The sequence below is a fragment of the Pseudooceanicola pacificus genome, assembly GCF_009789075.1.
Taxonomy (GTDB): Bacteria; Pseudomonadota; Alphaproteobacteria; order Rhodobacterales; family Rhodobacteraceae; genus Pseudooceanicola; species Pseudooceanicola pacificus.
This window is the reverse complement of the sequence record NZ_WNXQ01000017.1, coordinates 1-23169: the sequence shown is the minus strand read 5'-3', so window position 1 is coordinate 23169 and position 23169 is coordinate 1. Positions and strand designations below refer to the sequence as shown.

Here is a 23169-nt window from a genome sequence, read left to right as displayed (position 1 = left end):
CCTTGAACTCGCCGAACTGCTTCGTGATCGCAGCCGTCAGCGTGGTCTTGCCGTGGTCGACGTGACCGATCGTGCCGATGTTGCAGTGCGGTTTCGACCGCTCAAACTTTGCCTTTGCCATGATGGCCTCCTTTATCGGGTGCCGGGCTGAGGCCCGGCCTACTGGTGGTGGGTAGGGCGGGTTAACCCCGCCGCCCCGTTATGCGTATTTCTTCTGGATCTCGTCCGAGATGTTCTGCGGAACGGCCTCGTAGTGATCGAACAGCATCGTGAACTGCGCGCGGCCCGAGGACATCGAACGCAGGGTGTTGATGTAGCCGAACATGTTGGCCAGCGGAACAAAGGCGCTGATGACATTCGCGTTGCCGCGGGTGTCCTGCCCCTGAACCATGCCGCGCCGCGAGGTCAGGTCGCCGATGATGCCACCGGTGTATTCCTCGGGCGTCACCACCTCGACCTTCATGATCGGTTCCAGCAGCTTCGCGCCGGCCTTGCGCAGACCTTCACGCATGGCCATCCGCGAGGCGATCTCGAACGCGAGAACCGAGGAGTCCACGTCGTGGAACTTGCCGTCGATCAGCGCGACCTTGAAGTCGATCACCGGGAAACCTGCCAGCGGACCGGAGTCCATGACCGACTGGATGCCCTTTTCGACGCCGGGGATGTATTCCTTCGGCACCGCGCCGCCGACGATACGGGATTCGAAGGAATAGCCTTCGCCCGGCTCGGTGGGGCTGATGATCAGCTTGACCTCTGCGAACTGACCCGAACCACCCGACTGTTTCTTGTGGGTGTAGGTGTGCTCGATCTCGTGACCGATGGTCTCACGGTAGGCCACCTGCGGCGCACCGATGTTGGCCTCGACCTTGAACTCGCGCTTCAGTCGGTCGACCAGGATGTCCAGGTGAAGTTCGCCCATGCCCTTCATGATGGTCTGGCCCGACTCGAGGTCGGTCTCGACGCGGAAGGAGGGGTCTTCGGCCGCCAGGCGCTGCAGGCCCTGCGACATCTTTTCCTGGTCGTTCTTGGTCTTCGGCTCGATCGCGATCTCGATCACCGGATCGGGGAAGGTCATCGTTTCCAGAACGACCTGCTTCTGCGGATCGCAGAGCGTGTCGCCGGTGGTGGTTTCCTTCAGACCGGCCAGCGCGATGATGTCGCCTGCAAAGGCTTCCTCGATTTCCTCGCGGTTGTTCGAGTGCATCATCATCATACGACCGACACGCTCGCGCTTGCCCTTGGTCGAGTTCATCATCGAGTCGCCCTTCTTGATCATCCCGGAGTAGATCCGGGTGAAGGTCAGCGAACCGACGAAGGGGTCGTTCATAATCTTGAATGCCAGGCCCGAGAAGGGCTCAGAATCATCGGCATGACGCTCGATGTTCCGGGTCTCGGTCTCGTCATCCGGCGCAAAGCCGGTGTAGGCGGGCACGTCGAGGGGGCCGGGCAGGAAGTCGATCACGGCGTTCAGCAGGGGCTGCACGCCCTTGTTCTTGAAGGCCGAGCCGCCGAGGACCGGAACGAAGGACAGCGACAGCGTGCCCTTGCGGATCAGTTTCCGCAGGGTCGGCACGTCGGGCTCTTCGCCTTCCAGGTACTTCTCCATGGCGTCGTCGTCCATCTCGACGGCGTTCTCGATCATGTTCCCGCGCCACTCTTCGGCCAGGTCCTTGAGCTCGTCACGGATCGGCTGGCGCACCCAGCCGGCGCCCAGGTCGTCGCCCTTCCAGACCCATTCTTCCATGGTGATCAGGTCGATGGTGCCTTCGAGCAGGTCTTCGGCGCCGATCGGCATCGCCACGGGCACGGGGGTCGCGCCGGTGCGGTCCTTGATCATCTTCACGCAGTTGAAGTAGTCGGCGCCGATCTTGTCCATCTTGTTGACGAAGACGATGCGCGGAACCTTGTAGCGGTCAGCCTGACGCCACACGGTTTCGGTCTGCGGCTCGACACCGGCGTTGCCGTCCAGCAGGCAGACGGCGCCGTCGAGAACGGCCAGCGAACGCTCGACTTCGATGGTGAAGTCAACGTGGCCGGGGGTGTCGATGATGTTGAAGCGGAACTTGGTGTCCGAGGTGCCTTCGGCGGTCGGATCTTCCTGCCACTGCCAGAACGTCGTCGTGGCAGCCGAGGTGATCGTGATGCCGCGTTCCTGCTCCTGCTCCATCCAGTCCATGGTGGCGGCGCCGTCGTGGACTTCGCCGATCTTGTGGGACCGGCCGGTGTAGTAGAGGATACGCTCGGTCGTGGTGGTCTTGCCGGCATCGATGTGGGCCATGATGCCGAAGTTCCGGTAGCGCGTCAGCGGATAGTCGCGTGCCATGGAAAGCCTGCCTTTCGTGGTCGGGAAGACCCGACGTAATTACCAGCGATAGTGGCTGAATGCCTTGTTGGCATCGGCCATCTTGTGGGTGTCTTCACGCTTTTTCACGGCGGTCCCGCGCGAGTTCACGGCATCCAGAAGCTCGCCCGCCAGGCGCTCTTCCATCGTGTTCTCGTTGCGGGCGCGCGATGCGTTGATCAGCCAGCGGATCGCCAGGGCTTCGCGGCGCTCGGGGCGGACTTCGACGGGCACCTGGTAGGTGGCACCGCCGACACGGCGCGAGCGGACCTCGACCGACGGCTTGATGTTGTCCAGCGCCTCGTGGAAGATTTCCACCGGAGCACGCTTCACCTTGGACTCCACGCGGTCGAGCGCGTTGTAGACGATCGTTTCGGCCACGGACTTCTTGCCGTCGATCATCAGGTTGTTCATGAACTTTGTCAGAACCCGGTCGCCATATTTGGCGTCGGGCAGGATCTCGCGCTTCTCTGCGGCGTGACGACGGGACATCTGCGGTTCCTCTTACTTCGGACGCTTCGCGCCGTATTTCGACCGGCGCTGCTTGCGGTTCTTGACGCCCTGGGTGTCCAGCACACCGCGCAGGATGTGGTAACGGACACCGGGAAGGTCCTTCACCCGGCCACCGCGGATGAGCACGACAGAGTGCTCCTGCAGGTTGTGGCTTTCGCCCGGGATGTAGGAGATGACTTCATAGCCGTTGGTCAGGCGCACCTTGGCGACTTTCCGCATGGCCGAGTTCGGTTTCTTCGGCGTGGTCGTGTAGACCCGGGTGCAGACGCCGCGTTTCTGCGGGCACTGTTCCAGGTGTTGCGACTTGGACCGTTTGACTTTGGGCTGACGCGGCTTGCGGATCAGCTGCTGGATCGTAGGCATTGGGCTCTTGTTCCCCGTCTTTCCGACACATGTGCTGCGAAGGCCCCTGCCCTCGCGGTTTCAAGAACGTTGCATGCGTCCACGCAACGTAAAAAACCGCATGCGTCCCCTCGTTCACGGGGAACGACGCGGCGGTATTCCAGAGGATCGGGGCAGTTGCCCGGATCTTGACCACTTCGGTTCTGAAAGGATGAGGGGCGACCCCCTCACCTGATTAGCGGCGCGTATAGGGGGAGTCGGAAGGCTTGTCAACACAACCCGGCCGCGGAAAGCCGCCCGCCTCAGCGCGGCGGAACCGGCACCCTCGGGGCCCGGCCCAGCTGCCGCTCGCGGTAGAGCGTGAAGAGCCCCGACCCCACCACCAGCGCCGCCCCCGCCAGGGTGATCCAGTCCGGCCACTGGCCGAAGACCGCGAAGCCCAGCACCAGCGCCCAGAGCATCGAGGTATAGCGGAACGGCGCCACGAAAGAGACATCCCCGACCCGCATCGCCGAGATCGAACACAGATAGGCCGCGGTCAGCAGCAGCGCCGCCAAGCCGATCAACACGCCCTGCCCCGTGCCGACCGGGCCCCAGTCGGTGGCCAGGCTCGCGGCGCTGAAGGCCAGCGTGACCCCCACGGCCGTGGCCAGGGTAACAACCATCGACGGCACGTCGCGCGACAGCCGCCGGGTGGTCAGGTCACGCAACGTCACGAAAGCCACGGCCGCCAGGCTGTAGAGCGCGAAGATATTGAACCCCTCGCCCCCGGGCCTGAGGATCAGCAGCACGCCGACAAAGCCCGCCAGGATCGCCGACAGCCGCTTCCAGCCCACCGGCTCCGCCAGGAACAGCGCCGCGGCCAGGGTGACCGACAGCGGCGCGCTCTGCATCACCGCCGAGACATTGGCCAGCGGCAGGTTGACCAGGGCCTGCAGGAAGAAATAGGCCGACACGATCTCGGCCGCGGTGCGCAGCAGGATCAGCCGGCGGTTCCGCCGTCCCAGCCGGGCGCCGAAGGCCCCCATGCGCCAGGCCAGCAGCCCGGCGGCCAGGCTGGTCACCAGGCCGCGCAGCACCACGATCTGGGTCACCGGCAGCTCGGCGGCCAGCGACTTGACCACGGCGTAGTTCAGCGTGAACAGCGCCATCGAACCCATCATCAGGAACGCGCCGCGCATATTGTCGGTCATCTCAGCCAGTCCGCCCGCGCCCGCACCGCCGCGAGCGGCCTCCGCATCGCACGGGGACCGGGAAAAGGAAACCCCGCGCATGCACCGGAGTGCCCGTCTGCACCCAAACCCCTCACCTTCCTCTTGCCGGAAATATGCCGGGGGAATCGGCCGCAGGCCGATGGGGGCAGAGCCCCCCGTCGCGCGCGCCAGCGCGCCAAACGTCATGTGCGCCGCAGGCGCTCCGCCAGGTCACGGCCCGACGAAAGAGGCCCCCGCTTTTGCGGGGGCCCCACTGTCACTCTGTCCGGTCAGGGTCAGTCGCGGCTTTCCGGCGTCTCGACCAGGTTGTCGAAGGTGTCGGCCTCGCTCACATCCTGCACCGGCGCGGCCAAGGCCGCGGCGGCTTCGGCCTCCTCGCGGCGGGCCTCCAGCACCACATTGTCCCGCTCGGTGGCGATCCGGCGCACCCGCTGGGTGGCGCCGCCCGTCCCGGCCGGGATCAGGCGCCCGACGATCACGTTCTCCTTCAGGCCGACCAGCTTGTCGCGCTTGCCCTGGACCGAGGCCTCGGTCAGCACGCGGGTGGTCTCCTGGAACGAGGCCGCCGAGATGAAGCTGCGGGTCTGCAGCGACGCCTTGGTGATGCCCAGCAGGATCGGCTCGCCCGACGCGGGGCGGCGACCGTCCTTCTCGGCCTTGGCATTGGCCTCGTCGAACTCGACCTTGTCGACATGCTCGCCCTTCAGCAGCGTGGTCTGGCCGCTGTCGGTGATCTCCCACTTCTGCAGCATCTGGCGAACGATCACCTCGATGTGCTTGTCGTTGATCTTCACGCCCTGCAGCCGGTAGACGTCCTGCACCTCGGCCACCATGTAATCGGCCAGCGCCTCGACACCCATGATCGACAGGATGTCATGCGGCGCGGGATTGCCGTCCATGATGTAGTCGCCCTTCTGCACGAAGTCGCCTTCCTGCACCGGGATGTGCTTGCCCTTGGGCACCATGTATTCCACCGGCTCCAGGCTGTCGTCGGCGGGTTCGATGGTGATCCGGCGCTTGTTCTTGTAGTCGCGCCCGAACCGGACATAGCCGTCGATCTCGGCGATGATGGCGTGATCCTTGGGACGGCGTGCCTCGAAGAGTTCGGCCACACGCGGCAGACCGCCGGTGATGTCCTTGGTCTTCGCGCCCTCGCGCGGGATACGTGCCACCACGTCGCCGGCCTTGATGTCCTGCCCGTCCTCGACCGACAGGATCGCGTCCACCGACATCGGATAGGTCACCGGGTTGCCCGCCTCGTTGCGGACCGGCTCGCCATCCTCGCCCACGATCAGCAGCTCCGGCTTCAGCTCGTTGCCCTTGGGGGCCGCGCGCCAGTCGGACACGATCTTCTGGGTCATGCCGGTGGCATCGTCGGTATCCTCGCGGACCGCGATGCCGGTGACCAGGTCGACATAGCGCACCTGGCCGGACTTCTCGGCGATGATCGGCAGGGTATAGGGATCCCATTCGAACAGCTTGGTGCCGCGGGTGATCGTCTCGCCATCCTTGACGAACAGCTTGGTGCCGTATCCCAGCTTGTGGCTGGCCCGTTCCTCGCCGTTCTCGTCCATGATCCGGAGCTTCATGTTCCGGCCCATGATCAGCATCTCGCCATTGGCGTTTTCCAGAAGCTGCGCGTTCTCGAACGAGATCTTGCCCTCCTGCGATGCCTCCAGGAACGACTGCTGGCCACCCTGCGCCACGCCGCCGATGTGGAAGGTCCGCATCGTCAGCTGGGTGCCGGGTTCACCGATCGACTGGGCCGCGATGATGCCCACGGCCTCGCCGATGTTCACCTGCGTGCCCCGCGCCAGATCGCGACCGTAGCAGGCGGCGCAGACGCCGTCCTCGGCCTCGCAGGTCAGGGGCGAGCGGATGCGCACCGTCTGCAGGTTCGCCTCCTGGATCGCATCGGCCATGCGCTCGTCGATCAGCTGGCCCTTGGCGACGATCACCTCGTCCGTACCCGGACGCAGGACATCGTCGGCCGCCACACGGCCCAGCACGCGCTCGCCGATGGTCGCCACGACCTCGCCGTCATTGACGGCCGGTTCCGTGGTGATGCCCTTTTCGGTGCCGCAATCGGGCTCGCGCACGATGCAGTCCTGGGCCACGTCGACAAGCCGGCGGGTCAGGTAGCCGGAGTTCGCGGTCTTGAGCGCGGTATCCGACAGACCCTTACGGGCGCCGTGGGTGGAGTTGAAGTACTCCAGCACGGTCAGGCCTTCCTTGAAGTTCGAGATGATCGGCGTCTCGATGATGTCGCCGTTCGGCTTCGCCATCAGGCCGCGCATCCCGCCCAGCTGTTTCATCTGCGTGACCGAGCCACGGGCACCGGAGTGGGCCATCATGTAGACCGAGTTCGGCTCCGCCTCGGCGCCGTTCTCGTCCCGGCGGTTGGCCGAGATGGTCGTCATCATCGCCTCGGTGACCTTGTCGTTGCACTTCGACCAGGCATCGACGACCTTGTTGTACTTCTCACCCTGGGTGATCAGGCCGTCCATGTACTGCTGTTCGAAATCCTTGACCTGCTCGCGGGTCTCTTCGACGATCGACCACTTGCTGTCGGGGATGACCATGTCGTCCTTGCCGAAGCTGATGCCGGCCTTGAACGCCTCCTTGAAGCCCATCGACATGATCTGGTCGCAGAAGATGACCGATTCCTTCTGACCGCAGTAGCGGTAGACGGTGTCGATGATCTGCTGCACTTCGCGTTTGCGCAGCAGACGGTTGACCAGATCGAAGGGCGCCTTGGCGTTCATCGGCAGCAGAGCGCCCAGCCGGACACGGCCCGGCGTGGTCTCGTAGCGTTTGACGACCTCGTTGCCTTCCTCGTCGATCTGCGGCACGCGCGCGGTGATGCGGGCGTGCAGGTGCACCGAGCCGCTGTCCAGCGCGTATTGCACCTCTTCGATCGAGGAGAAGACCATGCCTTCGCCCTTCATGCCCTCGCGTTCGATGGTCGTGTAGTAAAGACCCAGGATCATGTCCTGCGACGGCACGATGATCGGCGCGCCGTTGGCGGGCGAGAGCACGTTGTTGGTCGACATCATCAGCACGCGCGCTTCCAGCTGGGCCTCAAGGCTCAGCGGGACGTGCACGGCCATCTGGTCGCCGTCGAAGTCGGCGTTGAAGGCCGAGCAGACCAGCGGGTGCAGCTGGATGGCCTTGCCTTCGATCAGCGTGGGTTCGAAGGCCTGGATGCCCAGACGGTGCAGCGTGGGCGCGCGGTTCAGCAGGACCGGGTGCTCGCGGATGACCTCGTCGAGGATGTCCCAGACCTCGGGACGCTCTTTTTCGACCAGCTTCTTCGCCTGTTTCACGGTGCTGGACAGGCCCTTGGCCTCCAGCCGCGAGTAGATGAAGGGCTTGAAGAGTTCGAGAGCCATCTTCTTGGGCAGGCCGCACTGGTGCAGCTTGAGCTCGGGACCCGTCACGATGACCGACCGGCCCGAGAAGTCGACGCGCTTGCCCAGAAGGTTCTGGCGGAAGCGGCCGTGCTTGCCCTTGAGCATGTCCGACAGCGATTTCAGCGGGCGCTTGTTGGCGCCGGTGATGACCCGGCCGCGGCGGCCGTTGTCGAACAGCGCGTCGACCGATTCCTGCAGCATCCGCTTTTCGTTGCGCACGATGATGTCCGGCGCGCGCAGTTCGATCAGCCGCTTCAGGCGGTTGTTCCGGTTGATCACGCGGCGATACAGGTCGTTCAGATCCGAAGTCGCGAAGCGGCCGCCGTCCAGCGGGACCAGCGGGCGCAGTTCCGGCGGGATCACGGGGATCACCGTCAGGACCATCCATTCGGGCCGGTTGCCGGACTCGAGGAAGGATTCCACGACCTTCAGCCGCTTGATGATCTTCTTGGGCTTCAGCTCGCCGGTGGCCTCGGCCAGGTCGGCGCGCAGGGTCTCGGCCTCGGATTCGAGGTCGATCGCCGCCAGCATCTCGCGGATGGCCTCGGCGCCGATATTGGCGGTGAAGGCGTCCATGCCATACGCGTCCTGCGCATCCATGAACTCTTCTTCCGTCAGCATCTGGCCGTATTGCAGATCGGTCAGGCCGGGTTCGATGACCACGTAGTTCTCGAAGTAGAGAACGCGTTCCAGATCACGCAGCGTCATGTCCAGCATCAGGCCGATGCGGGAGGGCAGCGATTTCAGGAACCAGATATGGGCAACGGGGGCCGCCAGTTCGATATGGCCCATGCGCTCGCGGCGGACCTTCTGCAGCGTGACTTCCACGCCGCATTTCTCGCAGACGACGCCGCGATACTTCATCCGCTTGTACTTGCCGCAGAGGCATTCGTAATCCTTGATCGGCCCGAAGATACGGGCGCAGAACAGGCCGTCGCGCTCGGGCTTGTAGGTCCGGTAGTTGATCGTCTCGGGCTTCTTGATCTCGCCATAGGACCACGACAGGATCCGTTCCGGCGAGGCGAGCGAGACCTTGATCTCGTCGAACACCTTGGGCGGGGTCAACGGGTTGAACGGGTTGTTGGTCAGTTCCTGGTTCATGTCTAAACCTTTATGTCAGGGCGGAGAGGGGAGGATGGGGCCACGATTTTTCGTCGAAAAATCGCGCGCCCCGCGGGTCGGTGACCGTTATTCCTCCCCCTCCTCGTCCAGGAGTTCCATGTTCAGGCCGAGGCCGCGGACTTCCTTCACGAGCACGTTGAAGCTCTCGGGAACGCCCGCCTCGAAGTTGTCCTCGCCCTTGACGATGCTTTCGTAGACCTTGGTCCGGCCGGCCACGTCGTCCGACTTCACCGTCAGCATCTCCTGCAGGGTGTAGGCGGCGCCATAGGCTTCCAGAGCCCAGACCTCCATCTCCCCGAAGCGCTGACCGCCGAACTGCGCCTTGCCGCCGAGCGGCTGCTGGGTGACCAGCGAGTACGGGCCGGTGGAGCGGGCGTGGATCTTGTCGTCGACCAGGTGGTGCAGCTTGAGCAGGTACTTCACGCCCACGGTCACCTTGCGGCTGAACTGCTCGCCGGTGCGGCCGTCGAACAGGACCGACTGGCCCGAAGTGTCGAAGCCGGCCCGCTTGAGCGAGTCGTTGACGTCATGCTCCTTGGCGCCGTCAAAGACCGGAGTCGCGATCGGCACGCCGCGGGTGACGTTGCCCGCCGCCTCGACCAGCCGGTCCTCTTCCATGCCCTCGATGCCTTCGTCATAGACATCCTCGCCATAGGCGATCCGCATCGCCTCGCGCACCGGGGTCAGGTCGCCCGAGCGGCGATAGGCGTCCAGCGCGTCGTCCACCTGGATGCCCAGGCCGCGCGCGGCCCAGCCCATGTGGGTTTCGAGGATCTGCCCGACGTTCATCCGCGAGGGCACGCCCAGCGGGTTGAGGCAGAAGTCGACCGGCGTGCCATCCGCGAGGAACGGCATGTCCTCCATCGGAACCACGCGCGAGATGACGCCCTTGTTGCCGTGACGGCCGGCCATCTTGTCGCCCGGCTGCAGCTTGCGCTTCACCGCGACGAAGACCTTGACCATCTTCATCACGCCCGGGGGCAGGTCGTCGCCGCGGCGGACCTTCTCGACCTTGTCCTCGAACCGGGCGTCGAGGGCGCGTTTCTGCGCCTCGTACTGCTGGTTGAGGGCTTCCATGTGCTGCGCTTCGCTGTCGTCGCCCAGGGCAAGCTGCCACCACTGGCCACGGCTCAGCGTGCCCAGCAGTTCCTCGGTGACCTCCGAATTCGGCTTGATGCCCTTCGGCCCCTTCACCGCGGTCTTGCCCATCAGCATCGTCTTGAGGCGCGCATAGATGTTGCGGTCGAGGATCGCCAGCTCGTCGTCGCGGTCACGCGACAGGCGTTCGACTTCCTCGCGCTCGATCTGCAGCGCACGCTCGTCCTTGTCGACGCCGTGGCGGTTGAAGACCCGCACTTCCACGACGGTCCCGAAGTCGCCCGGCTTGACCCGCAGCGAGGTGTCGCGCACGTCGCTGGCCTTTTCCCCGAAGATGGCGCGGAGCAGTTTCTCCTCCGGCGTCATCGGGCTTTCGCCCTTGGGAGTGATCTTGCCGACCAGGATGTCGCCCGGTTCCACATCGGCGCCGATGTAGACGATGCCCGCCTCGTCGAGGTTGCGCAGGGCTTCCTCGCCGACGTTGGGAATGTCGCGGGTGATCTCTTCCGGCCCGAGCTTGGTGTCACGGGCGGCGACTTCGAATTCCTCGATATGGATCGAGGTGAAGACGTCGTCACGCGAGATGCGCTCGGAGATCAGGATCGAGTCCTCGTAGTTGTAGCCGTTCCAGGGCATGAACGCGACGATCACGTTCTTGCCGAGAGCCAGTTCGCCCATGTCGGTGGACGGGCCGTCGGCGATGACTTCGCCCTTGCCGACCGTGTCGCCCACCTTCACCAGCGGACGCTGGTTGATACAGGTGTTCTGGTTCGAGCGCTGGAACTTGCGCATCCGGTAGATGTCGACGCCCGCGTCCCCGATTTCCATGTCTTCGGTCGCACGGATCACGATCCGCTGCGCGTCGACCTGGTCGATGATGCCCGCGCGCCGCGCCATGATGGCCGCGCCCGAGTCACGGGCGACGATGCCCTCGATGCCGGTGCCGACCAGCGGCGCCTCGGCCCGCAGGAGCGGAACCGCCTGACGCTGCATGTTCGAGCCCATGAGAGCGCGGTTGGCGTCGTCGTTTTCCAGGAACGGGATCAGCGAGGCCGCAACCGACACCAGCTGTTTCGGCGACACGTCGATCAGGTCCACGAACTCGTTGGGCGAGAGCGTGTATTCCCCCGACCGGCGGGTGTTGACCAGGTCGTTCACGAACTTGCCGGTCTCGTCGAGGTTGGCGTTGGCCTGCGCCACGGTGTGACGCATTTCCTCGGTGGCGGACATGTAGTGAACCTCGTCGGTCACCTGCCCTTCCTTGACCACCCGGTACGGGGTCTCGATGAAGCCGTACTTGTTCACCCGGGCGAATGTCGCCAGCGAGTTGATCAGGCCGATGTTCGGGCCTTCCGGCGTTTCGATCGGGCACATCCGGCCGTAGTGGGTGGCGTGGACGTCGCGCACCTCGAAGCCTGCGCGCTCGCGGGTCAGACCGCCCGGCCCGAGAGCCGAGAGGCGCCGCTTGTGCGTCACTTCGGACAGCGGGTTGGTCTGGTCCATGAACTGCGACAGCTGCGAGGAGCCGAAGAATTCGCGCACCGCGGCCGCGGCCGGTTTCGCATTGATCAGGTCCTGCGGCATGACAGTGTCGATCTCGACGCTGGACATGCGTTCCTTGATCGCGCGCTCCATGCGCAGCAGGCCGACGCGGTACTGGTTCTCCATCAGCTCGCCGACCGAGCGCACCCGGCGGTTGCCGAGGTGGTCGATGTCGTCGATCTCGCCCTTGCCGTCACGCAGTTCGACCAGGGCCTTGATGCAGCCGACGATGTCCTCGTTGCGCAGGGTGCGCATCGTGTCCTCGGCGTCCAGGTCCAGGCGCATGTTCATCTTGACCCGGCCCACGGCCGAAAGGTCATAGCGCTCGCTGTCGAAGAACAGCGTGCCGAACAGGGCCGAGGCGGCCTCGACGGTCGGCGGCTCGCCCGGGCGCATCACGCGATAGATGTCCATGAGCGCGGTGTCGCGGTTCATGTTCTTGTCCATCGCCATGGTGTTGCGCATGTACGGGCCGACGGTGACGTTGTCGATGTCCAGCACCGGGATCTCGGTGATGCCGGCGTCCAGCAGGTCCTGCAGGCTGCCGCCCGTGATCTCGCCGTCGCGGTCGAATTCCAGCGTCAGCTCGTCACCGGCCTCGACATAGATCGCGCCGGTGTCCTCGTTGATGATGTCCTTGGCGACATACTTGCCGACGATCCGGTCAAAGGGGACCAGCAGGCTTTTCACGGTGCCTTCGTCGATCAGTTTCTTCACCGCGCGTGGGGTGATCTTCTTGCCGGCCTCGGCAATGATCTCGCCGCTGTCGGCATCGACCAGGTCATAGGTCGGACGGGTGCCGCGCACACGCTCGGGGAAGAATTTGGTGACCCAGCCCTGGCCCTTGCGGAGCTTGTAGTCGACCGTGGTGTAATAGGCGTCCATGATCGCTTCCTGATCCATGCCCAGGGCATAGAGCAGGGTCGTCACCGGCAGTTTCCGGCGGCGGTCAATCCGGGCAAAGACGATGTCCTTGGCGTCGAATTCGAAGTCGAGCCACGAGCCGCGGTAGGGAATGATGCGGCAGGCGAACAGCAGTTTGCCCGAGGAATGGGTCTTGCCCTTGTCGTGGTCGAAGAACACGCCGGGGGAGCGGTGCATCTGGGACACGATCACGCGCTCGGTGCCGTTCACGATGAACGTGCCGTTCGGGGTCATCAGGGGCATGTCGCCCATGAAGACGTCCTGTTCCTTGATGTCCTTGACGGACTTGGCGCCGGTGTCCTCGTCGATATCGAACACGATCAGGCGCAGGGTGACCTTCAGCGGCGCGCTGTAGGTCATGTCGCGCTGCTGGCATTCCTCGACGTCGTACTTGGGCTTCTCGAGCTCGTATTTCACGAACTCCAGGACGGAGGTCTCGTTGAAATCCTTGATCGGGAACACGGACTGGAACACGCCCATGATGCCTTCGCCGTCGGACGGTTCGGGCTTGTCACCGGATTTCAGGAAAAGGTCGTAGGAGGACTTCTGAACCTCGATGAGGTTCGGCATTTCGAGGACTTCGCGAATCTTGCCGTAATATTTGCGAAGACGTTTCTGACCGAGGAAGGTCTGAGCCATGACGGATGTCACCTTTCGTTTCTCATCGGGCGCCGCTGCCGCCGGGCCTCGGCAGCGCGCCTATCGAGACAGGGGGGTCCGGATCCATTCCCGGCGGCCTTCCCAAGGGCCGCCTCCCGATCCACGAACCTCGCCTTAGAAAAGCCCCGTCAGGTCAGGGCCTCTCTGAGACAGGTTCGGCTGGACCGGGTTTTTCCCGGACCAGCCTCGATTCCGAATGCGTGCAGCGCACGCACCGATTACTTGAGCTCGACTTCCGCGCCTGCGGCTTCCAGCTTTTTCTTGATGTCTTCGGCTTCGTCTTTCGACACGCCTTCTTTGACAGCCTTGCCACCGGCTTCGACCAGGTCCTTGGCTTCTTTCAGGCCCAGACCGGTGATGCCGCGGACTTCCTTGATCACGTTGATCTTGGAGGCGCCGGCCGACTTCAGGATGACGTCGAATTCGGTCTTTTCTTCTTCGGCTGCAGCAGCTTCGCCGCCGCCTGCCGGGCCAGCCATCATGACGGCGCCGCCAGCGGCGGGCTCGATGCCGTACTCGTCTTTCAGGATGGTTTTCAGTTCTTGTGCTTCGAGCAGCGTCAGGTTGACGATCTCTTCTGCCAGTTTCTTCAGATCAGCCATTGTAGACTCTTTCCGTATCTAGATGTGTTCCAACGTCGGGGCTTGCAACCCCACGCCGTATCAAGGGTTGCTTACGCCGCCGCCTTGTCCTCGATGGTGGACAGGATGGAAGCGATGTTCGAAGCAGGTGCGCCAATCGCGCCGGCGATGTTCGAAGCGGGTGCGCCGATGCAGCCGACGATGGAAGCGATGAGCTCCTCGCGCGACGGCATTTTCGACACGGCCTCGACACCGGCCCGGTCCAGGGCCGTCTCACCCATTGCCCCGCCAAGGATTTCGAACTTCTTGTTCGCCTTGGCAAAGTCCTCGGCCACCTTGGCTGCCGCCACGGGGTCTTCGGAATAGGTGAGCACGGTCATGCCCGTCAGGAGGGGCGCCATGCTTGCGCAGGGCTTGCCTTCCAGGGCGATCTTGGCGAGCCTGTTCTTGGCGATACGGACGCTGCCTCCGGCCTCACGGGCCATTGCACGCAGCGACTGCATCTCTGCAACCGTGATACCGGTGTAGTGGGCAACCACCACAACGCCAGAGCTTTCGAAGATCTGGCCGAGTTCTTCGACCACTTTCTCTTTCTGGGCTCTATCCACAGTTTCACTCCAATCAGGGAGGGGACTAACCCTCCGGCTCAGTTCTGCCGGGACGTAGAGCCCCGGCATTGCGGGTCCTTACGGGTCCGTCCAATCTCACCCCGGGGCGCCAACTGCTTGGCAGCCCGAAGAAATCTGGTCTTTTCCCGTCTCGGGCAGGAATTATGGCCGTTGCTTCTGGCGCGGGCGACCCACCGTCTCGGACGAATCGTCAGGACGATTGCACGCAGCAAGCGCCCAGACAAAGGCGGCTATTAAGCCCTTTTGGAAAGGATGTGAAGAGGGGGCGCCGAAAAAATGGCACCCTTCGGCGCAATCGCGCCATGACTGTCTTTCACCGGACAGACCATACAGCAGAAGCCGACCGGAATCCATTGAAAGATTTGAGGTCCCACCCGCCCCGCCCCGCCCGGCCGCCCTGCCCCGGAACGAGAAGCGGCGGCGCCCGGGTCTTCCCGGTGCACCGCCGCGGCATTTCGGACTGCTCTCGACCTGCCATTGCCTCTTGTTGGCAGGCAAATGCGGCAAATGTTGGGCGACTGTCGCGAAAATCGAAACGGTTGACCCCCGGTCATCGCCGCCCCGCACCGCCGCAAAGAAAAAAGGCGGGCCTCAGCCCGCCTTTTCCAATGTCAGTCTTGTCAGGCTCAGTTGCCGGTGGCGCTGGACACGTCGACCGAGACACCGGGGCCCATGGTCGAGGACAGCGAGACCTTGTGCATATAGGTCCCCTTGGCGCCGGCCGGCTTGGCCTTGGACACCGCGTCGACAAAGGCGCGGATGTTCTGGGCCAGCTTCTCGGCATCGAACGAGGCCTTGCCGACGCCGGCGTGAACCACGCCCGCCTTCTCGGCCTTGAACTGGACCTGGCCGCCCTTGGCGTCTTCGACGGCCTGTTTGACGTCCATCGTCACCGTGCCGACCTTGGGGTTCGGCATCAGGTTGCGCGGGCCCAGGATTTTGCCCAGGCGGCCGACGACGGGCATCATGTCCGGGGTGGCGATGCAGCGATCGAACTCGATCTTGCCGCCCTGGATGGTTTCCATCAGGTCCTCAGCGCCGACGATATCCGCGCCTGCGGCCTGGGCTTCGTCAGCCTTGGCGCCACGGGCGAAGACGGCGACGCGGACGGTCTTGCCGGTGCCGTTGGGCAGGCCGACGACGCCGCGGACCATCTGGTCGGCGTGGCGCGGGTCGACGCCCAGGTTCATCGAGATCTCGACGGTCTCGTCGAACTTGGCCGAGGCATTCGCCTTGATCAGCGCGACGGCTTCCTCGACGGTCAGGTTTTCCTTGCCCTCGAAGGCCTCACGGGCGGCGCGGGTGCGTTTTCCGATCTTTGCCATCTTACTTCACCTCGATGCCCATGGAGCGGGCGGAGCCCAGGATGATCTGCATCGCGGCCTCGACGGAGTTCGCGTTCAGATCCTTCATCTTCGCCTCGGCGATCTCCTTGACCTGCGCGGCGGTCACCGACCCTGCGGTCGAGCGGCCGGGGGTCTGCGAGCCCGACTTCAGCTTGGCGGCCTTCTTCAGGTAGTAAGACGCGGGCGGCGTCTTGATTTCCATCGTGAAGGACTTGTCCTGGTAGTAGGAAATCACGGTCGGGCACGGCGCGCCGGGCTCCATCTCCTGCGTCTTGGCGTTGAACGCCTTGCAGAATTCCATGATGTTGATGCCGCGCTGACCGAGCGCGGGACCAACGGGCGGGGACGGGTTCGCCTGCCCGGCCTTCACTTGCAGCTTGAGCTGCCCAATCAGTTTCTTGGCCATGTGGCCTCTCCTTTTCCATCTCCGGTCGACGCGTCGTCCGGCGGTGATGTGGCGTGGTCCGGTCCGCGCATCGCGATGCGCTCGCCTCCCACGATGGGAGTCGCCCACGGGGGGCGACAGGCGCGCGGCATATAACCTGCGCCCCGGCTTGGCAAGCCCCCACGCGCCACCCCGCCCGCGCCCGGGCGGCGGACAGGTCACGAGATCGTGTCGCCCCGTCAGCGCAATCCGCCCTGCCCGGCAGCGTTTTTGCGTTAGCCTGTCGGCAACGACCTGTCCGACACGCGGAGCCGTCACCATGCTTACCCCCTTCTACACCCGCCGTTCATTTCTGGTCACTTCGGGCCTTGCCGCCGCCGCACTGGCCCAGGGCGGCCTGGCCGGCGCCGCCCGCGCCGCCACGCTGGCGCCCACGCAATCCATGCGCGGCGGGTCCAACAACTACCGCCCCGGCGCGCCGCTGGTCGACAGGCTCGGCTCGGGCTTCTGGGTCACGGGCACGGTGCGCGACGCCGCCTCCGGCGCCCCGCTGGAGGGCGTGCGGATCCAGATCTGGGCCGCCACCACGCTGGGCGGCGAACGCGAGCCGCGCAATCACGGCAGCGTGCTGACCGCCGCCGACGGGAGCTTCCGGCTGGAGACCGAACAGATCGTGCCGAACTTCGGCCAGCCCCATGCCCATCTGGCCTATGACGACGGCGCCTTTCGCACCGTCTTCCTGCGGCCGGTGATGCCAAGCGCGCGGGATACCTCGGTCAATGCCGATTTCGTGCTCGCCCGGGCCTGACCGACGGCCTTGCCGATGCGGCCCGCGATGATCTGGCTCTGCCTGCTGATCCTTGCGACGGGGCCTGTGGTGCTGGCCGCATCCAGCCCGTTCCTTGCCTACCGCGGGCCGGAATACATCGCCGGGGGCTTTGCCGGGATCATCGCCCTGTCGCTGATGCTGATCCAGCCGCTGCTGGCCGCGGGCGCCCTGCCCGGCCTGTCGCTGGCCCGGGCGCGCCTGTGGCACCGGCGTCTGGGGGGCGCGCTGATCGCCTGCACGGCGGTGCATGTGGGGGGCCTCTACCTCACCAGCCCGCCCGATACGCTGGATGCGCTGCTGCTGGCCGCGCCGACGCCCTTCTCGGTCTACGGCGTCCTGGCGATGTGGGGCATTCTGCTGACCGGGGGGCTTGCCCTGCTGCGCCGGCAGATCGCGCCCCGCATATGGCGGCTGGCGCATAACGCGCTGGCCCTCGTCGTCGTGGCGGCGACGGTGGCGCATGCGGTGCAGATCACGGGGGCGATGGAGCTGCGCTCGAAATGGACCCTGTGCCTCGCCGTGCTCGGCGCGACGGGGATCACCCTGTTTCGACTGCGGGTGCTGACCCCGCTGCGGCGCAGGGGGGCCAGCCGGGGCTGACCGGCGATCAGCCCTGTTTGGAGACCTGGGTGAATTCCAGCTCGACCGGGGTTTCGCGGCCGAAGATCGACACCGTCACCTTCAGGCGCTGGTTGTCCTCGTCCACTTCCTCGACCATGCCGTCGAAATCCTCGAACGGGCCGTCGCTGACCTTGACCCGCTCGCCCACTTCGAAATGGATGAGCGTGCGCGGGGTTTCCTCGCCTTCCTGAACGCGGTTCAGGATCTGGTTCACCTCGGCATCGCGCATCGGCATCGGGCGGCCCTGCGGACCCAGGAACCCGGTGACGCGGTTGATCGAGTTGATCAGGTGATAGCCCTGGTCGGACATCTCCATATGCACCAGCACATAGCCGGGCATGAAGCGCCGTTCGGTCGTGACCTTCTTGCCGCGCCGGATCTCGATCACCTCTTCAGTGGGGACGAGAACCTCGTCGATCTCGTCCTCGAGACCTTTCTCGGCAACCGATGTCCTGATCTGCTCGGCAATCTTCTTCTCGAAGTTCGAGAGGACGCTCACCGAATACCATCGTTTCGCCATGTCGCAGCCGTTCCTTGCCTGGCCGGCCGTGCGGCCGAAAATTCCGTGTAAATCCGGGCAGTTCGCCTGCCCTGCCTGCAACAGCAAACGGCGTGCCGCTCGACTCGCCGCACGCCATCCGGTTGAAGTAGGGCGTCACCTACCGCCAAGTGCCCGGAAATTCAAGCCTGAGCGCGGCAAAAGTGCCGCGCCGCGCCGGATCAGCCGAAGAAGCCCAGCAGGCCCTGCAGACCCGAGCGGATCAGCAGGTCGACCAGCGCAAAGAAAATCGCCGTCAGCGTCGCCATGATGAACACCATGACGGTGGTCAGCAGCACTTCGCGGCGCGAGGGCCAGTGGACCTTGCCGATTTCGGCACGGGTCTGGTTGATGAACTGGATCGGGTTGGCCAAGGGCATCTCCCCCATGTCGGCAAATCTGGTCACGTCTCCGGGGCCGCATGGGACGGCCCGGAACCGGTTCGCGTCGACATACGCGGCTGGCGTGGCGAATTCAAGACCGCGCAATCCGCGCTGACCCGAGCACCGCGCGGCCTTGTGCGCCTGTGGTGTCATCCGGACAGGCAGGCGGACAGGCGGGCGGACAGGCGGGCGGCGGTCCGGCGCGCTGCGCGACCGTGTGGCCGCACCCCCTGCGCCTGCTGCGCCAGGCGCCCCGCCGCCAGCCCCGCCTCTCGGCCCCGCCCGGCCTTGCGCCGAGGCTTGCAAAGACCGCAGCCTGCCCTGACACTCGGGCCGAGGCAGAACCGTTGGACACGCACGGAAGAGGGAGCAGGAGAATGCAGGTTTCACGCAGATGGGTGACGATGACGGGCATGGCGGCGCTGCTGGCCGGTTGCGGCGGCGCACCGGGCGGCGGCGGCGTGGCCTCGGGCGGCCTGCCTGCCGACCTGCGCCCGCAGCGCAACCCGGGATATGACTCCTGGGTGGCCGGGTTCCGCAGCCGGGCCCAGGCCCGCGGCATCGCGCCTGCAACCCTGGCGGCGGCCTTTCGCGACGCGGGCTACCTGCCCGGCGTGGTGGAACGGGACCGCAACCAGACCGAAACCAGCCGCACGCTTGAGGATTACCTCGCCATTGTCGCCAACGAGGGCAAGGTGGCCGATGGCCGTGCCGCCCTGCGCCAGCGCGGCGCCCTGCTGTCCGAGATCGAAGGCCGTTACGGCGTGCCCGCCGAGGTGGTCGCCGCCGTCTGGGGGATGGAAAGCAATTACGGCACGCGGCGGGGCGAGATCCCGGTGATCTCGGCCACCTCCACGCTCGCCTATGACGGACGGCGCGGCGAATTCTTCGAAAGGCAGCTGATGGCGGCCCTGCGGATCCTGCAGCGCGGCGACATCGGCCCTTCGGCGATGACCGGCAGTTGGGCCGGGGCCATGGGGCACACCCAGTTCATCCCCACCACCTTCGAGGCCTATGGTGTGGATTTCCGCGGCGACGGGCGGCGCGACATCTGGTCGGACGATCCCACCGACGGGCTGGCCTCGGCCGCGGCCTATCTGGCGAAATCGGGCTGGCAGCGCGGCGTGCCCTGGGGGCTGGAGGTCACCGCCCCGTCCGGCACGCCCGGCGGCACCCGCAGCAGCGGCGACTGGGCCGCGCTTGGCGTGCGGGCGGCGCATGGCGGCGCCCTGCCCGGCGGCACCGCGACCCTGCTGCGGCCCGGCGGCCCGGCCTTCCTGGCCTATCCGAACTTCCGCGTGATCCTGCGCTACAACAATGCCGAGAAATACGCGATCGGGGTCGGGCATCTGTCGGACCGCATCGCGGGCGGCGGCCCGATTCGGGCTGCCTTCGGGCCGGATCGCTATGGCCTGACCATCGACGACCGCAAGCGCCTGCAGGCCGGGCTGAACCGCGCCGGCTTTGACGCCGGGACGCCCGACGGCGTGCTGGGCAAGAAGACCGAGGCGGCGATCAGCGCCTATCAGCAGCGCAACGGCATGGCCGTGACCGGAGAGCCCTCACGCGAATTGCTGGCACGGCTGGGCTGAGACGGGGCGCGGGGCGCTGCCGCGTCCTGCCGCCCCGATGTCCCCTGAGGTGGTCCGGCGACACGACGCGCGGGATCAACCTGTCGACGCGGGCGCTTGGAACGGCCGGTCCGGGCTGGCAGAAATGTCGGGAGGGCGGCTGGCAGGGGCAGCAGGACTCGAACCCGCGACCCTCGGTTTTGGAGACCGATGCTCTACCAACTGAGCTATACCCCTAGGCCGTGCCGTGGGATAGGGCAGCACAGGGCCAAGATCAAGCGGGATCTCGCACCTTTGCCCCGGAATTGCGCGGCGCCGTCGCGCCACCCCGGGGATCGCGGCGCCAGAGGCTCCGGCCCGGACCGCTCCGCGCGGCCCTCCCCCGCCGAACCGCTAGGGGCCAGGCCGGATCCGGCACCCCGGCGCGCTGCGAAACCGGGTCCCGGCCCAGCGGACGGGACCACACGAGGGACAGCCCCCCGGCGGCAGCACCGGACCGGACGGACAGGCCCCGCCGCTACAGCCAGCGGGCGCGGCGCAGGAACAGGACCTGAAGAAGACCAACCGCCAGCAGGCCGCCGCTGACATACCAGAAGGCATCGGGATCCTGCGCCCCGGGCATCCCGCCGACATTGATCCCCAGCAGCCCGGTCAGAAAGCCGAGCGGCAGGAAGATCGCCGACAGGATCGACAGGATGTACATGTTGCGGTTCAGCCGGTCCGAAAGCTGGCTCGACAGTTCCTCGCGCAGGACGGCCAGGCTGTCGCGCATCTCGTCGAGGTTTTCCACCTGCCGCGTCAGCCGGTCCCGCGTCTCCTGGATGTGGCGCAGGTCGTCGCCGTCCAGCAGCGGGCTGCCGGTGTCTTCCAGCGCGGCCAGCGCCAGGCGCTGCGGCGAGGCATGGCGGCGCAGCTCGATCACCTGCAGGCGCATCTCCACGATGCGCTTGCGCAGCGTCTGACCGGGAGAGCCGATCACGTCCTCCTCCAGCGCGTCGGTCTCCTGGTCGAGGTCATGCACCAGCGGCTCCAGCCGGGCGTTCAGCCGCTGCGCCAGCATGGCAAGGAACTCTCCGGCCGTCTCGGGGCCGTGCCCGGCCTCGATGGCCTGCGAGATATCCTCCAGCGCGCGCACCCGCTGACGTGTCAGGGTGACGATCCGTTCGGCATCCGCCCAGACCCGGATCGAGACCATGTCCTCGGGGTCGCGCCCCTCGTTCATGTTCACGCCGCGCAGGATCACCAGCAGCCCGTCCTCGATCGGGATGGCGCGCGGACGGGTGGCCGGGGCCAGCAGCGCCTCGATGATGGTTTCGTGCAGGTAGTCGAGGTTGCCCGCGACCCAGGCCTGCGTGTCGGGATGATCGGCCGCGAGGTGCACCCAGCCCAGGTTCTGTTCGCGCAGCACCTCGACCGCCGTCGCGGGGTCGAGCCGTTGGCCCTCCATCGGTCCGTTCAGCGCATAGGCGAAGTTCACACAGTGGTTCATGACCCCTTTTTGCCAACTCGCCCGCAAGCATGCCAGCAGAAACAGGCCCGGCCTAGACGGCCCCGGTGGCGACCAGATGGGCAGCCGTGTTCAGCAGTGCCCGCTCAGGCGGGACAAAGCGGAAATCGAGCAGGCGCCGGGCATGGCCCGCGTCCGAGACCATGTGTTGGCCGCAAATCGGCAGCACCGAGCGCAGGGCCGGATCGAACCGCGCGATCAGCCAGAGCAGCCAGTAAGGCGCCACCCGGGTCGGGATGCGCCGGTCGGGATAGGCCTTTTTCAGCGCCGCGCCCATCTCGGGCATCCACATCGGACCGGCGGAACAGATCAGCCGTTCGCCGATGGTCGCGGGGGTTTCCAGCGCCGCGACATGCATCCGGGCCACATCCGTCACGTCGACCACGTCGAAGACCATGCGCGGCAGGGCCGGATCGCCGCCCCGCATCATCCGCCTGACCAGGCCGACCGACGATCCGAATTCCGTGCCCAGGGGCGCGCCCATCACCATGCCGGGGTTGACGGTCGTGAGCTTGAGCGCGGGATGGGCCGCCGCAATCGCCCAGGCCGCCCGTTCGGCCAGGGTCTTTGAGGCGCCGTAGGGTGTCGTGGCGGGGTGATCCGGGTCGGTCCAGTCGGCCTCTGTCCGGGGGGCGGCGCGATCCAGCGGGGCCGAGGTCAGCACCGCGGCAACCGAGGAGGTCAGGACCACCCGGTCGACCCCGGCGGCGAGGGCCGCCTCCAGCGCGCGGCGCGTGCCCTCCACCGCAGGGCGGATCAGCACCTGCGGATCGCGCGGCTGGCTCAACGGAAAGGGCGAGGCGGTGTGGATCAGCGCGTCCATGCCGGCAAGCGCCTCGGGCCATCCGGCATCGGCGGTCAGGTCGAGGGTGACAAAGTCCAGCGCCGTGTCGGCCAGCGCGGGATCGCCCAGATGCGCGCGCAGGTCCTTGCGGATCGCCTCGGCCTTGGCCGGGGTGCGCAGTGAGCCGCGCACGCGGTAGCCCCGTTCCAGCAGCTGCAGCAGGACATGGCGGGCGATGAAGCCCGAGGCCCCGGTGACGAGGACGGACTGGGTGGTGGCGGTCATGGCTCTGTCTCCCCGGTTGGGGGGAGAGATGGGGCAGGCCCGCGGCGGATGCAAGCGCGGCGGGGAGAGGGAGACCGGGCGGGACAGGGGAAAGGGCCCCCGGCGGGGTCCCTTCGGGGCGGGCGCGCGGGGGGCCAGTTCTGCGCGGTGTGCGCTTTCGGCGATCCGGGGCTGGCAATGCGCCTGCCGCTCAAAGCCCGGGGATCACACCAGAGTCTAGGCGACCACGCCCGGGCCAAAGGGTCTTGACGACCACGCCCGGGCCAGGGTGTCCGGCCGCCTGCGCGGACAAAAAAGGGCCCCTCGGCGGGGGCCCTTCGGGATGGGCGCGCGGGGCGCCCTGTTCTGTGCGGTGTGCGCTGTCGGCGATCCGGCCATGCCAGTTCGCCAGTCGCCCGCCTGACGGGTTCGCCGTGCGAACCGCGTCTTACTTCAGGATCTTGGAGACCACGCCCGAGCCGACGGTCCGGCCGCCTTCACGGATGGCGAAGCGCAGCTTCTCTTCCATCGCGATCGGGGCGATCAGCTCGACTTCGAACTT

At 66.1% G+C, this 23169-nt stretch carries 19 protein-coding genes and 1 tRNA gene; 3 read left to right on the top strand and 17 right to left on the bottom strand.

The window, feature by feature from the left end:
• From GLS40_RS17690 to rplK, 11 genes are all read right to left on the bottom strand, one after another.
• Positions 1-121 (bottom strand): GTP-binding protein (locus GLS40_RS17690; protein WP_235905981.1); only part of this gene is annotated, 121 nt, incomplete at its 3' end.
• Between the two features lie 78 nt (positions 122-199).
• Complete coding sequence (gene fusA / locus GLS40_RS17685; protein ID WP_160383881.1) at positions 200-2323, bottom strand: elongation factor G; 2124 nt, start codon at positions 2321-2323, stop codon at positions 200-202.
• A 39-nt stretch (positions 2324-2362) separates the two neighbouring features.
• Positions 2363-2833 (bottom strand): 30S ribosomal protein S7, encoded by a 471-nt coding sequence (rpsG, locus tag GLS40_RS17680; protein WP_160383880.1) that lies wholly within the window; start codon positions 2831-2833, stop codon positions 2363-2365.
• A 12-nt stretch (positions 2834-2845) separates the two neighbouring features.
• Complete coding sequence (gene rpsL / locus GLS40_RS17675; RefSeq protein ID WP_160383879.1) at positions 2846-3217, bottom strand: 30S ribosomal protein S12; 372 nt, start codon at positions 3215-3217, stop codon at positions 2846-2848.
• A 281-nt stretch (positions 3218-3498) separates the two neighbouring features.
• Positions 3499-4389, bottom strand: coding sequence for a DMT family transporter (locus tag GLS40_RS17670; protein ID WP_160383878.1), 891 nt, complete (start codon positions 4387-4389; stop codon positions 3499-3501).
• Positions 4390-4685: 296 nt separating this feature from the next.
• A complete protein-coding gene (rpoC, locus tag GLS40_RS17665) occupies positions 4686-8924 on the bottom strand; it encodes a DNA-directed RNA polymerase subunit beta' (protein ID WP_160383877.1) in 4239 nt (1412 codons plus the stop codon).
• Positions 8925-9011: 87 nt separating this feature from the next.
• Entirely contained in the window at positions 9012-13148 is a 4137-nt protein-coding gene (gene rpoB / locus GLS40_RS17660) for a DNA-directed RNA polymerase subunit beta (protein WP_160383876.1), read from the bottom strand.
• A gap of 239 nt (positions 13149-13387) precedes the next feature.
• Positions 13388-13771, bottom strand: coding sequence for a 50S ribosomal protein L7/L12 (rplL, locus tag GLS40_RS17655; RefSeq protein ID WP_160383875.1), 384 nt, complete (start codon positions 13769-13771; stop codon positions 13388-13390).
• A gap of 71 nt (positions 13772-13842) precedes the next feature.
• Positions 13843-14358 (bottom strand): 50S ribosomal protein L10, encoded by a 516-nt coding sequence (gene rplJ, locus GLS40_RS17650; RefSeq protein ID WP_160383874.1) that lies wholly within the window; start codon positions 14356-14358, stop codon positions 13843-13845.
• A 647-nt stretch (positions 14359-15005) separates the two neighbouring features.
• Positions 15006-15704 (bottom strand): 50S ribosomal protein L1, encoded by a 699-nt coding sequence (gene rplA, locus GLS40_RS17645; RefSeq protein WP_160383873.1) that lies wholly within the window; start codon positions 15702-15704, stop codon positions 15006-15008.
• A gap of 1 nt (position 15705) precedes the next feature.
• Entirely contained in the window at positions 15706-16131 is a 426-nt protein-coding gene (gene rplK, locus GLS40_RS17640; protein ID WP_160383872.1) for a 50S ribosomal protein L11, read from the bottom strand.
• 298 nt (positions 16132-16429) lie between these two features.
• On the opposite strand from rplK, the gene GLS40_RS17635 reads away from it, so the two are divergent.
• Both GLS40_RS17635 and GLS40_RS17630 read left to right on the top strand, forming a co-directional pair.
• On the top strand, positions 16430-16918 hold the full coding sequence (locus tag GLS40_RS17635) for a peptidase associated/transthyretin-like domain-containing protein (protein WP_160383871.1): 489 nt from the start codon (positions 16430-16432) through the stop codon (positions 16916-16918).
• 27 nt (positions 16919-16945) lie between these two features.
• Positions 16946-17539, top strand: coding sequence for a ferric reductase-like transmembrane domain-containing protein (locus GLS40_RS17630; RefSeq protein ID WP_235905979.1), 594 nt, complete (start codon positions 16946-16948; stop codon positions 17537-17539).
• 7 nt (positions 17540-17546) lie between these two features.
• Here GLS40_RS17630 and nusG read toward each other — a convergent pair whose 3' ends face one another.
• Both nusG and secE read right to left on the bottom strand, forming a co-directional pair.
• Positions 17547-18080, bottom strand: a complete 534-nt coding sequence (gene nusG, locus GLS40_RS17625; RefSeq protein WP_160383869.1) for a transcription termination/antitermination protein NusG — start codon at positions 18078-18080, stop codon at positions 17547-17549.
• A 200-nt stretch (positions 18081-18280) separates the two neighbouring features.
• Positions 18281-18478: a preprotein translocase subunit SecE gene (secE, locus tag GLS40_RS17620; protein WP_160383882.1), complete on the bottom strand. Its 198-nt coding sequence runs from the start codon at positions 18476-18478 to the stop codon at positions 18281-18283.
• A gap of 380 nt (positions 18479-18858) precedes the next feature.
• On the opposite strand from secE, the gene GLS40_RS17615 reads away from it, so the two are divergent.
• Positions 18859-20073, top strand: a complete 1215-nt coding sequence (locus tag GLS40_RS17615; RefSeq protein WP_160383868.1) for a lytic murein transglycosylase — start codon at positions 18859-18861, stop codon at positions 20071-20073.
• A gap of 140 nt (positions 20074-20213) precedes the next feature.
• Here GLS40_RS17615 and GLS40_RS17610 read toward each other — a convergent pair.
• From GLS40_RS17610 to GLS40_RS17595, 4 genes are all read right to left on the bottom strand, one after another.
• A tRNA-Trp gene (locus GLS40_RS17610) sits at positions 20214-20289 on the bottom strand.
• A 280-nt stretch (positions 20290-20569) separates the two neighbouring features.
• Entirely contained in the window at positions 20570-21541 is a 972-nt protein-coding gene (locus GLS40_RS17605) for a zinc transporter ZntB (RefSeq protein ID WP_160383867.1), read from the bottom strand.
• Between the two features lie 52 nt (positions 21542-21593).
• Positions 21594-22628 (bottom strand): NAD-dependent epimerase/dehydratase family protein, encoded by a 1035-nt coding sequence (locus GLS40_RS17600; protein ID WP_160383866.1) that lies wholly within the window; start codon positions 22626-22628, stop codon positions 21594-21596.
• A gap of 427 nt (positions 22629-23055) precedes the next feature.
• Positions 23056-23169 (bottom strand): EF-Tu C-terminal domain-related protein (locus GLS40_RS17595; RefSeq protein WP_160382650.1); only part of this gene is annotated, 114 nt, incomplete at its 5' end.

What these genes read in the sequence shown, in the direction of transcription:
- nusG (WP_160383869.1), bottom strand. Translation starts at nt 18,080, where the DNA reads ATGGCGAAACGATGGTATTCGGTGAGCGTCCTCTCGAACTTCGAGAAG.
- rplL (WP_160383875.1), bottom strand. Translation starts at nt 13,771, where the DNA reads ATGGCTGATCTGAAGAAACTGGCAGAAGAGATCGTCAACCTGACGCTG.
- rplK (WP_160383872.1), bottom strand. Translation starts at nt 16,131, where the DNA reads ATGGCCAAGAAACTGATTGGGCAGCTCAAGCTGCAAGTGAAGGCCGGG.
- GLS40_RS17600 (WP_160383866.1), bottom strand. Translation starts at nt 22,628, where the DNA reads ATGACCGCCACCACCCAGTCCGTCCTCGTCACCGGGGCCTCGGGCTTC.
- GLS40_RS17615 (WP_160383868.1), top strand. Translation starts at nt 18,859, where the DNA reads ATGCAGGTTTCACGCAGATGGGTGACGATGACGGGCATGGCGGCGCTG.
- GLS40_RS17635 (WP_160383871.1), top strand. Translation starts at nt 16,430, where the DNA reads ATGCTTACCCCCTTCTACACCCGCCGTTCATTTCTGGTCACTTCGGGC.
- fusA (WP_160383881.1), bottom strand. Translation starts at nt 2,323, where the DNA reads ATGGCACGCGACTATCCGCTGACGCGCTACCGGAACTTCGGCATCATG.
- rpoC (WP_160383877.1), bottom strand. Translation starts at nt 8,924, where the DNA reads ATGAACCAGGAACTGACCAACAACCCGTTCAACCCGTTGACCCCGCCC.
- GLS40_RS17605 (WP_160383867.1), bottom strand. Translation starts at nt 21,541, where the DNA reads ATGAACCACTGTGTGAACTTCGCCTATGCGCTGAACGGACCGATGGAG.
- rpoB (WP_160383876.1), bottom strand. Translation starts at nt 13,148, where the DNA reads ATGGCTCAGACCTTCCTCGGTCAGAAACGTCTTCGCAAATATTACGGC.
- GLS40_RS17670 (WP_160383878.1), bottom strand. Translation starts at nt 4,389, where the DNA reads ATGACCGACAATATGCGCGGCGCGTTCCTGATGATGGGTTCGATGGCG.
- rpsG (WP_160383880.1), bottom strand. Translation starts at nt 2,833, where the DNA reads ATGTCCCGTCGTCACGCCGCAGAGAAGCGCGAGATCCTGCCCGACGCC.
- GLS40_RS17630 (WP_235905979.1), top strand. Translation starts at nt 16,946, where the DNA reads ATGATCTGGCTCTGCCTGCTGATCCTTGCGACGGGGCCTGTGGTGCTG.
- rplA (WP_160383873.1), bottom strand. Translation starts at nt 15,704, where the DNA reads ATGGCAAAGATCGGAAAACGCACCCGCGCCGCCCGTGAGGCCTTCGAG.
- secE (WP_160383882.1), bottom strand. Translation starts at nt 18,478, where the DNA reads ATGCCCTTGGCCAACCCGATCCAGTTCATCAACCAGACCCGTGCCGAA.
- rpsL (WP_160383879.1), bottom strand. Translation starts at nt 3,217, where the DNA reads ATGCCTACGATCCAGCAGCTGATCCGCAAGCCGCGTCAGCCCAAAGTC.